Below are 15,201 nucleotides of genomic sequence, written 5' to 3'. Positions count from 1 at the left end.
CATAAAAAATAAAGGAGAAACACAATGACGATGACCATGCAGACCACGCGTGCAGAGCAACTGCCCAATGACTATGAGATCCAAACCGAAAAGCATACTTACCGTTTGCAGCAAGTTCGTTACCCAGATGATTTACCGTTGCTTTATCGCTGGATGCACAGCGAGCATGTGATCGAGCAGTGGCAGCTGAATCTGCCGATGCCCAAGCTTGCGGTACACTTTGAAAAAATGTTGGCGGATGATCATCAGCGCCTATATCTGATACTCCAAGATGGCCGCGCCCTTGGCTATGCAGAAGTCTATGAAGCGGCGCGTGATCGCTTGGCTCGTTACGATGACGTAGATGCCGATGATATGGGCTGGCATTTGCTCATAGGGGAGACGGATCTGATCAGAACGGGACTGCTGCGGCCTGTCTCGCTGCTGCTCAGTGATTTTATTTTTCAAAACAGCCACGCGCAAAAAATCGTCGGTGAGCCTGATGAAAAGGTAACCGCCTATGCGTGGGCAGCCGAATCGCTCGGTTATGAGTTGCAGCGCACCCTGTCAATGCCTGAAAAAAACGCCAGCCTTTATTATTGCTACCGCAAACCGTTTTATGAGTCCGAGTTTTATCAGCGCTATCAACAAGCCTGCATGCAATGAGTCAGCGCTCATCCACTGACATGACTGCCGCTACCCCCCGCACCAGCGTAGAAAAATCGGCAGCAAACATCGCCGCAGATGCAGTGCCCGTATCGCGACTGCTGCTGGCAACGCTGCTGCTGGGTGGCACGGTGATCAGCTTTAGCAACAGCGCGCTAAACCCTGCCATTCCAGTGTTTATGTCGGTGTTTTCGGTCAATGTCACAGTCGGTAGCTGGGTACTCAACGCTTATATCTTGGCGATGAGTATTGGCCTGATGTTAAGTGGTTATTTGAGCAGTAAGTACAGCTCAAGGCAGTTATATAGTGCCAGTATTGGCCTGTTTACGCTGGGCGCGCTGGTGGGTATGTTTGCGCCAAACATGGACATCATCATCGCTGCCCGCGCGATCCAAGGGCTGGCGGGTGGTATCACCATTCCGTTATCAATCGGTTTGCTGTACCGCTTTTATCCTGCTGCCCAGCATGGGCGAGTAATGGCACTGTGGGGCGTGGTGGTGATGCTGTCCTTGGCAGTAGGGCCACTGCTGGGCGCGATATTGGTGGCGCAGCTGGCATGGTGGTCGCTGTTTGCGGTCACGCTGCCTTTTGGTCTGGTGACGATGCTGCTGGCGTATAGGGTGTTGCCGCGCGACGACGCCGAGCGGCAACCCTCAGGTTTTGATGGGCGCGGGTTTGTACTGTTGCTGATGGGCTTTGGTCTGCTGATGTTTGGGTTACAACAGTTGGGACCAGCCGAAATATCGGCGGGCTGGATAGTGGCCTTTGTCGCACTGCTGGTCGTGCTTGGTATCGTCTGGTGGCGCTATGAGTATCAGCATGACCATCCACTGATTAAGGTTAAGTTGCTGGGCAATCGCACCTATCGCTACAGCATCATCATCAGCGTCAGCCAAACCATCGGCATGCTGCTGTGTTTACTGCTGCTGCCGATCATCATCCAAGAGGTGATGCAAAAGGATGCCATCTGGACGGGGTGGGTGCTGATGATTGGCACCTTGGTTGCCAGTCTGACCACCCATTTTGCTGGGCGTATTGTTGATAAACAGGGCGCGCGCCTGATCGGTATGGTGGGCATTGGAATCAGTGCCGTCGCAACGCTGCTGCTGGGCGCGGTCATGACCCACCCCTCACTGCTGGCCATCATGGTGTTGATGTGCGTGCGCGGTGTTGGGGTTGGGCTGGCTTATTTGCCGACCACTACCGTGGGGTTTAGCAGTCTGCCCAAGCAGCAAGTGACCGATGGCGCGGCGCTCAATAACATCAGTCGCCGTATCTGCTCGGCAGTGGTGATTGTACAAGTCGGCGTTTATATCGATATGCGCCAAAAGCAGTTGACGCAGGAGCACGCCATCGGTGGGATAGCAGATACATTGGCACAAGCCACTGCCATTCAAGAGGTGTTTATTGCCGTGGCAGTATTGCTGCTATTGACCCTGCCCATTGCTGCCAAATTGCCTTCGTATCGCACTGAGCAGGCGGCATAACAAACTGTAAGCACACCTGCCAATGATAACGCTCAATCAGAAAAAAACATATGATTAAAATAGGAACCATCATGGATATAACAACCAATAAACATGTAACGAACGACCACAGAAACATACCTGCTATCGCCCCATGGTCAGCGTTTTCGGCTCAGCATGACGATGATATCGACCTGCATTGCTTCACGCAGCTGGCACAAGCCAATGCCAAAGTTGAGCACAGAATGGTGCGGCAACTGCTACAAGCCTTATTGTTTGAAAATATTATTGAGTATCGTTGCAGCACTGAAGATGATCGTACCCAGACACGGTTTATCATACCAGTGATGGACGGCGCGTATGTGGCAAGCGGGCGGGTGCATGATAGCTTTGGTCTGATTCGTCTCGATGACACGCCGATTTATAAAACCAGCACTGACACCGTTGCCACAACTGATGCCACGTTAGAAGGCATTATCAGCGACATCTTACTGCCGCTTCCCGATGCCAACCTTAAAACGCGCTTTATTACTGAGCTGCGTCAGACTTTTATTAAGGATGTGCAATCGGTGGCGCTAACGGCAGATGCGCCTGCTGCGATTGATGAGTTGAGTTATGAGCAGCTTGAACAGCATCTGATGGCGGGGCACCCTTACCATCCGTGCTACAAGTCGCGTATTGGTTTTAGCTTGCAAGACAATTATCAATTTGGCCCTGAGTTCGATCAAGACATTGAGGTGCTTTGGCTGGCGGTGGATCGCACGCTGGTGGCTCATAACGCCATTGAACATAACGGCCATAATACCAGTCAAACATGGGTGCGTGATTTTGTGGGCGCAGCCGATTATCAGCGATTACAGGCGCGGCTTGCGGCGGCTGTCTATGCACCGCAAGCTGATAAAACCGCGCCGCACCGCACGCGTGACCCAGAGCATTACGCCCTGTTGCCTGTGCATCCGTGGCAATGGCAGCACACGCTGATCGCCGCACTGCAACCGCAAATTTCCAGTCAAGCGATCATCTGTCTGGGCAGTATTGGCAGTGCCTACCGCGCGCAGCAGTCGATCCGCTCTTTGACTTGTCATGAGCAGCCTGAGCGCGATTACCTCAAGCTGTCCATGCACCTGACTAATACCTCAAGCACGCGTATTTTGGCCAAGCATACGGTGATGAATGCGCCCCTCATTACCCATTGGTTAAAAAGCTGTATTCAAGAGGATATTACCGCCCAGCGTTTGGGTTTTGAGTTTTTAGGCGAGCGTTTTGGGGCAACACTCGATCATGAGCAGTTGCAAGCACAAGGCTATCACAACCCTGATATATATGGTGGTTTGGGCGCGATTTGGCGTGAGAGCGTGCACCAGCATTTGATGCCGACCGAGCGCGCCTTTCCATTAAATGGTATCAGTGCTATGCAGTCTGATGGTACGGTGCTGATTGCCCCATGGATTGCGCGTCATGGTGTGCAGCCGTGGGTCAGTCAATTAATCACGGTGTGCGTCACGCCACTGATGCACCTGTTATTTGCCCATGGTATCGCCCTTGAGTCACACGCGCAAAATATCGTCTTGGTGCATGAGCAGGGTTATCCAGTACGGATTTTACTCAAAGACTTGCATGACGGTGTGCGTTATTCACCAGCGCACTTGGCTAATCCCGAAGCCGTCCCTGTCTTGCATCAACTGCCTGCGGCGCACGCGGCGATCAATCGCGGCTCCTTTATCGAAACCAGCGATACAGACGGCATCCGTGACTTTAGCGTGGCCTGTCTGTTCTTTGTGGCGCTGAGTGATATTGCGATATTTTTGCAGCACCATTACGACTATGACGAAACCAAGTTTTGGCAACAGGTCGCCGCTTGTATCACCCGCTATCAAGCTGACCATCCGCAGCATCAAGGCCGTTTTGATCAGTTTGATGTGTTCGCACCGCAGACACGGATAGAGTCATTGACCAAACGGCGCTTGTTCGGCGATGCGGTATTCCCGATCAAGTATATTGATAATCCGTTGCACCGTGCCCTGCAGGCTCACACGCAGCCATTGAGCGCAGAAGCGTGATGATGTAGTCCTTATCTTGAGAGAACAAAAAGGTGGTGAAACATGGTAAACCGTATAGAAAAGACGCAAGCAATAGACAGCGTGGCCTACGCCAAAGCACAGCAAAGCAGTATCTATCAGTTGCTAGAATGTGCGCTGTTAGAGGCATGGATGCCTGCCGATCACTATCAACTCACCACGGCTCAGGCGTTAGCAGAAAATGAGTGGCTTACGGGTTGGTCAGTGGTTCATACCGACAGTCTGGTCGATTCGGTGTGGCGCGTGCTGGCTGGTGAAGAGACGCAAGAGATTTTGGTGACGCAGTGGCATGACCATCAGCGTCTGATTGTTGCGGTAACGCCGAGTTATTGCTCGTCGGTTAAGCCGCTGGCGCCCTTTGTGCCATTACTGCAAAAACGCGCAATAGATGAGCCATCCGTTATCACGTGCACCACAGCCATCACGCAAGTACAGACATTGTTGCCGATTTTACTGTCTTGGCTGGCAAGTAATGAGCATACTCAAAGTGATGTTAGTCGTGATAACGCTACAGATAGCGACCGTCAAGCAGGTATTGAGGCGCTGGCGCAAGGGCTGACACAAGCCGTCGGTGCCAAGCAATTGTCCGCACTGCATCAACTGCCGCCGCATATGCTCAGCCAGCATGACTGGTATCAAGCCTATCGCCATAGTGAGCAACTGGCTTCCTTAACCGATCGCCCATTTCACCCATTGGCAAAAAGCAAAGTGGGGCTGAGTGATGCAGAATATCGGCAGTATATGGCCGAGTTCAATCAACCCATCAGTCTGCGCTGGCTGGCAGTCGATCGGCATCATCTAATGCAAGCGGCAATGATTACTGACAGTCAACCTGCCGCGCCTGCTCAGTTTTTATTGACCTTGGCGCAGCAGCAGTGTTTGCAGCAGGAAATGCAGGACAAACAGTTGGCGGACAGTCATATCGCCATTCCTGTGCATCCGTGGCAATGGCAGCATGCGTGTACCCATTGGTATCGCGATGAGTTGGCAAGTGGCGTGGTCACTGAGCTGGACTTTGTGTTGCCTGATACGTGGGCGACATCATCCCTGCGCAGCCTGCTTGTCGAGACGCAGCCGCAGCACAGCATCAAGCTGCCGCTGGCAGTGGCTGCGCTCAACTCCAAGCGCTACTTGCCTGCGGTCAAGTTGATCAATGGTGAAAAAAACCAAACCTTGCTACAAGCAGCGCGCGCGCAAGACAGCCTATTGGCACAGCAATTGTGGCTGTGCGATGAGCGCTTTTGGTGGGTATTTATGCCGCAGGATATTGACAATAAAACCGCGACCAATGCGCTGTTGTTTCAAGAAAAGCACACCCATCTGGGCGCGATGATTCGCAGCTTACCTGAGGCGCTATGTACTGGTGCGTTTAACCTACTACCGATGGCAAGCCTAGGCGTCACCATGACCGATACAGCAGGTCAGGCATATCACATTTTTGATGATTTGCTAAGCCGTCAGCAGGGCAATAACAACCAAAATCACGAACCACAACAGGCTAACGTGCTGGCGCTGTTTGGCGAGATGTGTCAGGTGTTCTTTTCGGTACATTTGCGCTGTTACCGTCTCGGGCTGATGCCTGAGCTGCATGGACAAAATGTGGTGTTGGTCATCAAAGACACGCAGTTTACAGGAGTGGTGCTGCGCGATCATGACTCGGTGCGCATCTATCGTCCGTGGCTTGAGGCGCATGGGCTAAGCGATCCTGATTATCTCAGTCCGATTGCGGTGCCCAATCGCCTATATCAATCCACGCCGACAGAGTTGCTGTTTTATCTGCAAAGTCTCGGCATTTTGGTCAATATTCGTAGCATCGTTGAGGCGCTAAGCGAGCGCTACGAGTTGCCTGAATTACGACTATGGCAGACTGTCCGCCGCTGCCTCGCGCACAGTATTACTGATATCGATTTTAGCGTGGAGCAGCGCCAGATTTTGCTTGAGCAGTTGTTTAACCAGCCGCACTATCCGCACAAAACACTACTGCGGCCACTGATTGAGCGCGGTGCGATGCAGCATGGCAGTATGCCCGCAGGACAAAGTCAAACTTGTAATCCACTGTTTATGGGTGGTGGTACTCCGTTGTCTGTGCATGATCAGCATGATAACGATCAGGAGTGTGTGCCATGCCAAGCCTAAACCGCGATACCGACAGCCTAATGAGTGTCAATGTGATATCGGCATATCGCACCATCGCCACCTCAACCATTGGTCATTTGACCACAGCAGGCCATCTGCCAAAGCTACGCCCAATGGCGCTGCCCGATTGTGAGCAAGTCAGCCACACAGGACGCGTGCTGACAGTGACTTTGACCTCAGGCGACACGGGTGTTATTCGTCAGGCATTGTCTGGTGCCATGCCACAAGATGTGCTGTGTATAGATGCGCGGGTGCTGGGTGAGCGTGCGTGTTGGGGGGCGCTACGCACCTGCGCGGCCATTTATGAGCAATTATCTGGGGTTATCGTACTGGGCGCGATTACCGATTCGGCCACGCTGGCCACGCTGCCGATGCCCGTATTTGCTATGGATATCAGTGCGGTCACAACCAGCAGTCATCATGCTGATACTGCCCCGCAAGTGGATCAGATAGCGCCTATCACAGCGCCAGCAGGCAAGCTGCGTGAGCCGATAGATTATGCCAACGTGTCGATACGCACAGGCGATATGGCCATCATGGATGCCGATGGAATATTTATAATGGATCAGCAGCAAGCCGCCCAGATGCTCCCTTTATGCCACCAAAAACAAGCAGAAGACGATCATAAGCTCAAACTCTTTTTAGAGGCCTATCATGCTCAGCGGCTGGATGAGTTGCCACTCTAAAGCGTCAAGGCGCAGAGTGCTGTAGCCACATCTGCCACCTCAATGCAAAAATTCACTTCCGCGATCCATGTACGTGATGCGTTGGGCTGAGGGTGGTAACAGGCTCGCTGATTGATTTGGCACGTCTGTTATCACCATTTTTAAAATAGGGACACACCCTAATACTCGCTTGTCATTACCCATGTTTCAGCCTATCTCTGTTGATATTCCCCTTTATTTTGACTGCTGATCAGTCATGCCGCCAGTACCAATCATGCGATAAACGCACGCGTCATCAAATCATATTGATAAACCTGTTGATAATATAAATGATAAGTATTATCATTACGATTAAATTCAAAAATGATACGCAATGTGATGCGGGTGCAACATTCAATAACGCGTCATGTTGGTTTGTTTTTTATCTTTTCACTGTTTATTGTTTCCATTACAGGATTGTGTACTCATGTCCCAGTTGTCGTTGCCTACCGTCTCCTCCCGCCCTAAATTTAAACTCACCTTATGTTACAGCGCCGTCATTCTGAGCATGGCTCATATCGGCAGCGCGCAGGCGGCAACGGTGACCCAAGACGCGGATAGGGCAGAGGTCGCCAGCATGACCACAAACGAGGATATGGATAGTAATGATCAAAGCGCAAAAGAAGAAATGCCATCGGTAACCTTGGATACCATCGTCGTCACCACCAGCCGTAGTGATCTTGAACAAGCACAAGCGCCGCAAACCATTGAAGTCATCAATGAGCAAGACATCGATGATCAACTAAAATACTCCACCAACAGCTCAGAGGTACTCAGCAAAAGCATCGTCTCTTATACGCCAAGTACAGGCGGTATGAGTGGTTACGGCGAGACGCTACGTGGTCGGACACCGCTGATCTTGGTTGATGGTATTCCGCAGTCCACGCCGCTACGTCCATCAGGGCGTGAGTTTCATACCATTGACTTTGGCGCGGCGGAGTCGATTGAGGTGATTCAAGGTGCCAATGCCACCAATGGTTCGAACGCATCAGGCGGGGTGATCAATATCAAAACCCGCCAGCCGATGTCTGGCGCATTCAATCAGCATGCGGCTGTGCAAGCGACCGTCATACCGGGTAAGCTAAATAGCGATACCACCAGTTACCGCGCACGCTACGGCTTTGATGGTATGCAAGGCAACGTGGATTATTTGTTTGATGCCACCGTTGAAGATAAGGGCATTGGAGTCAGCGCTGATGACAAGCTGATCAGTACCTATCCGCTACAAGGCGATCTGGCTGATTCATTCAGTTATAACCTTTCGGGTAAGCTTGGCTATGCCATCGATGACAATCAGTATGTGCAAGCAAGCGTCAATCACTACCAAATCGAAAACCACTTAGACTTCACGCCTGTACTGGGTAATCCTTTCACACGCGAAGCCTCTACCGCCAAAAAAGGTAAGGTTTATAGTACCGAAAAACCTGAAAACGAAGTCACCAGCGTGGGCGTGACCTATGAAAATGCTGATCTCTTTGGCATGTCGCTAAACACCTTGGCCTTCTATCAAGACTATCAAGCCACCTTTGGTGAAGACAATTCGCCCAACTATCAAGACGTGTCATTAGCGCCGCAGGACGAGCTGTATGACCAGACCCAAGCGGTCACCAAAAAAATTGGCCTTAAATCGACGCTACAAAAAGACAGCCTGTTTGATCTGCCACTGGACATGACCGTGGGTCTGGATGCGATTCGTGATAAAAGCCGTCAAGACTTGATCTTGACCGAGCGCACTTATATGCCTGAGGCAACCTATACCAGCTATGAGCCGTTCGTACAGTTACAAAGTGAGCCAATCGATGGTGTGATACTCCATGGCGGTGCGCGTCATACGCAGTCAGAACTATCGGTCGATGATTACACCACCGTGGCCAAATACAACAATACTGCGGTTAAAGGCGGCAGCCGTGATTATGACGAAACGCTATACAACTATGGTGTGACGCTAACACCGACTGACTGGGTCACGCTTTTTGGCAGCTATTCAGAAGCCTTTAGTGTGCCTGACATTGGCCGCGCCTTACGTACACTTGATGGCAGCAAAGTGGACACCACCGAGATTGACTCACTTGATATCTTCAAACCCATCATTACCGAAAACATTGAAGTCGGTACGCGCTTTCATATGGGGCCTGCCAATCTAAATCTCAGCTACTTTAAGTCGACCTCCGACTACAATGAGCGTCCGCAGTATAACAATGGCTTACGTACTTATGAAATCAAACGTGAAAAAACCAAAATCGACGGCTATGAGCTGGGTTTTGATTACAAACTGAGCGATCAACACAAGATATCAGTCGGCTATCTGGATATGGAGGGTAAGCGCGACAGTGATGGCGATGGTAGCTTGGACTTGAGCTTGCTTGGCGACCAGCTGCCACCGAATCGCTATCTGGCATCTTGGGATGCCAAATGGTCAGATAAGGTTTCAACCAACTTGCAAGTAGAGCGTGCCATGAGCCGCGACTACTATAGCCCCCTATATACCGATTATTATGGCTTAAACATCAACTTTGACGGTTATACCTTGGTTGATGCTGCGGTCAATTATAAGCTCAAAAAAGGCACGGCCACGGTCGCAGTCAGCAACTTATTGAATGAAGACTATCTGCGTTTTTCATCACAGACCATTCCTAGTGACAGCGCTGAGAGCTTTGTCAAAGGTCAGGGTCGCGCGGTCACCGTTGGCTATAGCGTTGATTTCTAATCAACGGTGATGAGTTAATGATCACTGCCGTATGACGGTTCGCCTGTGATGTTTAATCAATAGCGAGCCGGTCTTTTTCTTCTAGGCGCACTCATCTTAATCATGAGTGCGCGCGCTTTTTTACCACTTGGTTTGACTATCTATGCTTATTGCCAATCAACTCAGTATCGTCCGCAAACAAAAAACGCTGCTCGCCGCCGCTTCAGTCAGTATTGAGACAGGGCGCTTGTATGCGCTTATCGGCCATAACGGCTCTGGCAAATCGACGTTGATTAAGGCTTTGGCAGGCGAGAGCCGTGCAAGTTCAGGCGCAGTACAAATCGACCAAACTCCGATTACTCAACTGAGTGCCAAAGACCTTGCCCGCCACATCGCCTATTTGCCGCAGCGTCTGCCTGATGCAGCGGCTTTTACTGTCGCTGAGCTGGTGATGCTGGGCCGCTATCCACACCAAAAATGGCTGCAAAAACCCAGTATCCGTGACCGCCAGCAAGTCGAGCATGCACTGGCATTGACACAAATGCAGCCGTTTGCCGAGCGGGTGGTATCCACCTTGTCAGGTGGCGAGCGTGCGCGGGCATGGCTGGCAATGTGTTTGGCACAAGAGACGCGTTATTTGTTGCTTGATGAGCCACTAGCAGCACTTGATATCGTCTATCAAGTCGAGGTGCTACGCTTGATCCGCAAACTGGTCAATGAGCAGGGTTTGGGCGTGGTGATTATTTTGCATGACCTCAACTTGGCAGCGCAGTATTGTGATGAATTTATCGCGCTCAAGGGCGGCGCGGTCTGTCATATGGGTGATGTGTCCAGCACCATGACCCCTGAGTGCTTGCAGCAAATCTTTGGTGTAGATATGCACTTATTGACGCATCCTATCGATGGTCATCCCGTGGCGGTGATATGAGTATGGGTGCTTTGTTGAAGGGTTTTAATAAAATGTCCGTTTGCCAGCAGCGTGCGGGCTTACGTGGTCTGTATGGGGCTACATTGGTTACGGGGGCTGTACTGCTAAGCGCATGTCAGTCCGATGCTGACAGCTTTGATCAAGTATCAGCAGCAGAGTCGTCATCAGAACCATCATCAGTGTCAGAGACGCAAGATCTGCGGGTACTGACGCCAGATTGGGGTATTGCCGCGACCATGATAGAAATGGGTCATCCGCCAGTCGCCTCGGGCGATTTGCGCGTTTATGATCAGTGGGTGGGCGATCCGAAGCTGCCTGAGGGTATCACTGATTTGGGTATCCGCTATCAGCCCAATGCTGAACTGGTGGCACAGATGAATATCGACTTGGTACTGGATAATTTCTTTTATGCCCACAACCGCCCGATGTACCGAGAAACGCCGATTGATTCAGTCACCTTTATGGGCAGTGAGGCAAACGCGACATGGCAAGATTTTGCCACACCCACACGCAAGCTGGGCGAACTGCTTGCCGCGCCTGATGCTGCCGAGCGCTATCTGGCGCACAGTCGTCAACAGATTGCGCAGGCAGGTACAGGATTTACCACGCGTTACCCGCAGGTCAAAAGCATGGCGGTGGTACAGTTTACAGACAGCAATCATTTAAGCATGTACGGTCATAATAGCTTGTTTAACGCTGCCCTTGAGGAAATGGGTCTACGCCTGAGCGTCGTGGGCGAAGGGAGTAAGTGGGGATTTACGCCGATCACGCTGGGAGATTTGGCGCAGCTGGATAGCGACACCTGCTTGGTGGTTATCGAGCCGATGAGTCCGATGCTGCGCGCCGAGCTTGCGGACAATCTGATTTGGCAGCGGCTGGGTTATGGCACGTCGCGCTGTATGACCAGACTGCCACCCACATGGATATATGGTGGCCCTGCGTCGCTGGTAACTTTTGCCCAGCGCTTACAAGCGGCCACACTAAAGGGCAATCAGACGCTGCTTACCGCAAAAGCGGCATCGACGTCCATTCATAACGCCGCCGCTCATATTGATACCGCGCCAAACAAGGCTGCTCAGACCAAAAGTACAGGAGCAGCACTATGATTACGGCAATAAAAAAATCTACTTTACCCTTGGTTTTACTGGTGCTGGCATTGAGCAGCAGCATGATGGTGCTGAGCCAGCTATGGACGCTGCCAGTAGCTGAACTTTTCACCCCCTCAATGCAGCTGCCGCTGACCGATATGGTGGCGCAATTACAAATTGTCGCTACGGCGTTGGTCGCGGTGCTGGCAGGCGGGTTGTTGGGCGTGGTGAGTATTTTGCTGCAGCAATTGGTCAAAAACACGCTGGCGTCTGATACCACCCTTGGGGTGGGTAGCGGCGCGCAAATGGCGCTGCTGATTGTCACATTATTTTTTCCAGCGCTGGGGTTGTATGGTAGTTTCTGGGTGGCCTTTGTTGGTGCATTATTTAGCATGGGACTGGTGTTTATGCTGTCGCTGCCCAGCCGTATGAACCCCTTGGTGGTGATTTTGGCAGGATTGGTGGTCAATATTTTATTGACGGCACTTGCCAGCTTGATGCTGATGTTTTTTTCTGAAAAGTCACTTGGTGTGATGACATGGGCGGCAGGGTCATTGACCCAGAGCGGTTGGCACAGCAGTCAGTGGCTACTGATCGCGACCGCTGCGTTTGCCGTGGTGGTCGTACCGTTATTAAAGCCGTTGACCGTCATGAGCTTGGATGACAAACAAGCGACCAGCTTGGGTGTCCCCGTCAACCTGCTGCGCTTGGTCGTGGTCGTCATGTGCGCGCTGATAACCGCACTGGTGGTCAGTAAGGTCGGGATGCTCAGCTTTATCGGCCTAGGCGCTGCAACGATGGTTAATGCGTTGGGGATTCAGCATTTGGCAAAACGGCTTTGGGTCAGCTTTGCTATTGGCGGGCTACTGCTGTGGATCACCAACAATGCGGTGATTGTAATTGAGCAAATGGTCAGTTTTACGGTACCTGCAGGCGCGATGACGGGGATTTTGGGCGCACCGCTGATTATTTGGCTGATTTTGCGTCAGCGTCGCCAGCATACCGAGCCTGTCAATGCCGTGGTTGAGGCGACGCGGCAACCCGTTGCATGGGGGCGCTGGCTTATTGGCTTGGGTCTGCTGTTGGTGGGTGCGCTGATCTTCGCGCCGACACTCATTGGCTGGCGACCACTGCTGGATATGAGCTTTATCGCCGAATATCGCTTGCCGCGAACCCTGAGTGCAGCGGCGACAGGGGTGATGCTGGCGACAGCAGGTGTGCTGCTGCAGACGCTCACTCGTAACCCACTGGCCAGTCCAGAAGTGCTGGGTATCAGCTCGGGTGCGGCGCTTGGCGTGCTGCTTGGTTTTATGATGCTACCGATGCTGGGTGTTGATTTGGATTTGTGGATGCTGCTGGTGACGGGCGGCGCAGGGGCAGGGCTGGTCTTGCTACTGGTTATCTGGCTGGCACGCCGTTTAGCGCCTGCGTATTTGCTCCTGACCGGTATTGCCATTGCTGCTTTGATGAACGGCGCGCTTGACCTGATTAAGCTGACGGGTGATCCACGCCTGCAAGCCATCCTCAGCTGGCTATCAGGCACCACATATAATGCCCAGCCTCAGAGTGCGTGGTGGCTGCTGGGTACGGCTGTCGTATTGTTTGGTGCCAGCCTGTTGTTTATCAAGCCTTTGCGGTTATTGAGCTTGGGACAGTCGGTTGCGCGCAGTGTCGGTGTTTCTGTTAAAGCGTCACAAGTGCTGATTTTAATATTGGTTGCAGGCCTAAGTGCGGCCAGCACCCTTGCTGTCGGTCCGCTAAGCTTTGTTGGTTTGATGGTGCCGCATTTGGCGACCACCCTTGGTGCGGTGCAACTTGAGCGCCAACTGCCCCTCGCGGCTATCTTGGGTGCAGGGCTGATGATCATCGCCGACTGGCTGGGGCGCTATGTGATCTTCCCGTATGAGATTCCAGCAGGTGTCATTGCAGCGCTGATCGGCGGGGCCTATTTTTTATACCTGATGCGGCGGATTGAGGCTTAAATGATCTATTCTAGAAATTATAATAAATCTGCTAGAATAAGTGATTTGAGCTTAGCTTTGGCTAGGGTGTGTCCCTAATTCAAACGTTTATCACCATTTAATTTTTAAAGAGGCTATTTGATCATTGAATAGTTACTGTAAAATCTGTGTCATTGATCTATTAATGAAATAAGCGAGTAAAAATCAATGACAATTTCAATTTATGATATAGATATACCCAGCAACCGAATAGGCTTGCTAGCAAGTTTAGTTGGACGCAAACTTATCAATATTATCAGGTTTAATTATGTACCTGAACAAGAGCTTATTGACAAATACTGTATGGATCCCAAGGACTTCTTTTGTTGCTCGCTAGGGCCTTTTTTATTCTACTTTGAAGATGGATTGGTCATAGGTGGTGTTAGTGACTCTCGTAAAAACACAGTCTACATGTGGGTTGAAAAAAAGGAAAATGGTGAGCACTGTGAGTGGTTACAAGAGGAGGATGAAGACGCCATCCCTTTTTATGCCAAGGATTATGATGACTGGAAAATCTATCTCAATCAAGTGGTCAAATCAGTGACCATTATCAAAGAGACTTCTGAGACTTACTCTAAAATACTGGACTTACCAAGCGAGCGAGGGGTGTTGTTTGAGTTTGAGAACGGCTCTGGATTTATTATGTCACATGGACTTAACGATCACTCAGATGATACAACGCTTGCTAAACCCGATGGGATAGACCCTGAGTTTGAAGGTAACCTGATTTATATTCCTGTTGCATAATGTTATTTTGATTTGGCGCATGATTATGTAATCCAAAATCTAACACATCGTTCCAATCTTTTTAAACTGTTCTTTAGGGTAGTGATAAAGTGACTTACTTAATACTAGACGTATATTATCAAGAGAGCGAAGAGTCCAGCAATACAAAGGCTATCGTGGCTGGTGTTCGTTTTTCAGGTATCGAGCAAGTACATGTGTTAAGTGAGCATATTATAGAGGTTAATGACGTTGCGCCTTATGAGTCTGGACAATTTTACAAGCGTGAAATGCCTTGCCTGCTGGCGTTGATTAACCAGATTAATGAGCCTTTTGATGTGATTATTATTGATGGCTATGTGTTTTTGGATGGTGTCAGTAAAGCAGGGCTGGGTAAGTATCTGTATGATAACTTAGCCAATAAAAAGCCAATCATCGGTATCGCTAAAAATCATTTTTATGACATCACAGAAGACTATGCCGTCTGGCGCGGAATCAGCAAACATCCTTTATATGTCACCAGCATTGGTATAGATATTACAAAAGCGAAAGAGCTGGTTAGTGAAATGGAAGGAGGCCATCGAATGCCTAAAATGGTCAATTACGTTGATAAGCTGGGTCGTCATTTGAAAACGAGCTGAATGATGAACAAAGCAGCACAGGTTGATCAGCCCTTTAATATGGTTTGTCAAATATGAAGCGGCGTAGGTTTATCCCATTATTAGTGTTGGAACTAGAGGCATGCCC

The 15,201-nt window shown here is 50.7% G+C and carries 11 protein-coding genes; all 11 read left to right on the top strand.

The genetic code is table 11. The features are described 5' to 3' along the window. Positions 1-24 precede the first annotated feature (24 nt). The 11 genes from ACFI32_RS07595 (at position 25) to ACFI32_RS07545 (ending at position 15,095) form a co-directional block, all read left to right on the top strand. Complete coding sequence (locus tag ACFI32_RS07595) at positions 25-645, top strand: GNAT family N-acetyltransferase (protein WP_462625918.1); 621 nt, start codon at positions 25-27, stop codon at positions 643-645. Then, the gene (locus ACFI32_RS07590; protein WP_462625917.1) at positions 642-2,132 is read left to right on the top strand and encodes an MFS transporter; all 1,491 of its coding nucleotides are present in this window, start codon (positions 642-644) and stop codon (positions 2,130-2,132) included. The genes ACFI32_RS07595 and ACFI32_RS07590 overlap by 4 nt, the downstream gene beginning before the upstream one ends. A gap of 71 nt (positions 2,133-2,203) precedes the next feature. Further along, complete coding sequence (locus ACFI32_RS07585) at positions 2,204-4,171, top strand: IucA/IucC family protein (protein WP_462625916.1); 1,968 nt, start codon at positions 2,204-2,206, stop codon at positions 4,169-4,171. Between the two features lie 42 nt (positions 4,172-4,213). Further along, a complete protein-coding gene (locus tag ACFI32_RS07580; RefSeq protein ID WP_462625915.1) occupies positions 4,214-6,325 on the top strand; it encodes an IucA/IucC family protein in 2,112 nt (703 codons plus the stop codon). After that, complete coding sequence (locus ACFI32_RS07575) at positions 6,313-7,011, top strand: RraA family protein (RefSeq protein ID WP_462625914.1); 699 nt, start codon at positions 6,313-6,315, stop codon at positions 7,009-7,011. Before ACFI32_RS07580 ends, ACFI32_RS07575 begins: the two co-directional genes overlap by 13 nt. Before the next feature lie 445 nt (positions 7,012-7,456). After that, positions 7,457-9,736: a TonB-dependent receptor gene (locus tag ACFI32_RS07570; protein ID WP_462625913.1), complete on the top strand. Its 2,280-nt coding sequence runs from the start codon at positions 7,457-7,459 to the stop codon at positions 9,734-9,736. 142 nt (positions 9,737-9,878) lie between these two features. Then, positions 9,879-10,643 (top strand): ABC transporter ATP-binding protein, encoded by a 765-nt coding sequence (locus ACFI32_RS07565; RefSeq protein WP_462625912.1) that lies wholly within the window; start codon positions 9,879-9,881, stop codon positions 10,641-10,643. Further along, on the top strand, positions 10,640-11,749 hold the full coding sequence (locus ACFI32_RS07560) for an ABC transporter substrate-binding protein (RefSeq protein ID WP_462625911.1): 1,110 nt from the start codon (positions 10,640-10,642) through the stop codon (positions 11,747-11,749). Before ACFI32_RS07565 ends, ACFI32_RS07560 begins: the two co-directional genes overlap by 4 nt. After that, positions 11,746-13,713 (top strand): Fe(3+)-hydroxamate ABC transporter permease FhuB, encoded by a 1,968-nt coding sequence (gene fhuB / locus ACFI32_RS07555; protein WP_462625910.1) that lies wholly within the window; start codon positions 11,746-11,748, stop codon positions 13,711-13,713. The genes ACFI32_RS07560 and fhuB overlap by 4 nt, the downstream gene beginning before the upstream one ends. A gap of 186 nt (positions 13,714-13,899) precedes the next feature. After that, the gene (locus ACFI32_RS07550) at positions 13,900-14,478 is read left to right on the top strand and encodes a hypothetical protein (protein ID WP_462625908.1); all 579 of its coding nucleotides are present in this window, start codon (positions 13,900-13,902) and stop codon (positions 14,476-14,478) included. 89 nt (positions 14,479-14,567) lie between these two features. After that, positions 14,568-15,095, top strand: a complete 528-nt coding sequence (locus ACFI32_RS07545; protein WP_462625907.1) for an endonuclease V — start codon at positions 14,568-14,570, stop codon at positions 15,093-15,095. The last annotated feature ends 106 nt before the right edge of the window (positions 15,096-15,201 follow it).

Source organism: Psychrobacter sp. PSi21, assembly GCF_054960615.1.
The sequence above is the reverse complement of the archived record's forward strand: the minus strand, read 5'-3'. Positions and strand labels throughout refer to the sequence as shown.

What these genes read in the sequence shown, in the direction of transcription:
- ACFI32_RS07560 (WP_462625911.1), top strand. Translation starts at nt 10,640, where the DNA reads ATGAGTATGGGTGCTTTGTTGAAGGGTTTTAATAAAATGTCCGTTTGC.
- ACFI32_RS07585 (WP_462625916.1), top strand. Translation starts at nt 2,204, where the DNA reads ATGGATATAACAACCAATAAACATGTAACGAACGACCACAGAAACATA.
- ACFI32_RS07580 (WP_462625915.1), top strand. Translation starts at nt 4,214, where the DNA reads ATGGTAAACCGTATAGAAAAGACGCAAGCAATAGACAGCGTGGCCTAC.
- fhuB (WP_462625910.1), top strand. Translation starts at nt 11,746, where the DNA reads ATGATTACGGCAATAAAAAAATCTACTTTACCCTTGGTTTTACTGGTG.
- ACFI32_RS07550 (WP_462625908.1), top strand. Translation starts at nt 13,900, where the DNA reads ATGACAATTTCAATTTATGATATAGATATACCCAGCAACCGAATAGGC.
- ACFI32_RS07570 (WP_462625913.1), top strand. Translation starts at nt 7,457, where the DNA reads ATGTCCCAGTTGTCGTTGCCTACCGTCTCCTCCCGCCCTAAATTTAAA.
- ACFI32_RS07590 (WP_462625917.1), top strand. Translation starts at nt 642, where the DNA reads ATGAGTCAGCGCTCATCCACTGACATGACTGCCGCTACCCCCCGCACC.
- ACFI32_RS07595 (WP_462625918.1), top strand. Translation starts at nt 25, where the DNA reads ATGACGATGACCATGCAGACCACGCGTGCAGAGCAACTGCCCAATGAC.
- ACFI32_RS07575 (WP_462625914.1), top strand. Translation starts at nt 6,313, where the DNA reads ATGCCAAGCCTAAACCGCGATACCGACAGCCTAATGAGTGTCAATGTG.
- ACFI32_RS07565 (WP_462625912.1), top strand. Translation starts at nt 9,879, where the DNA reads ATGCTTATTGCCAATCAACTCAGTATCGTCCGCAAACAAAAAACGCTG.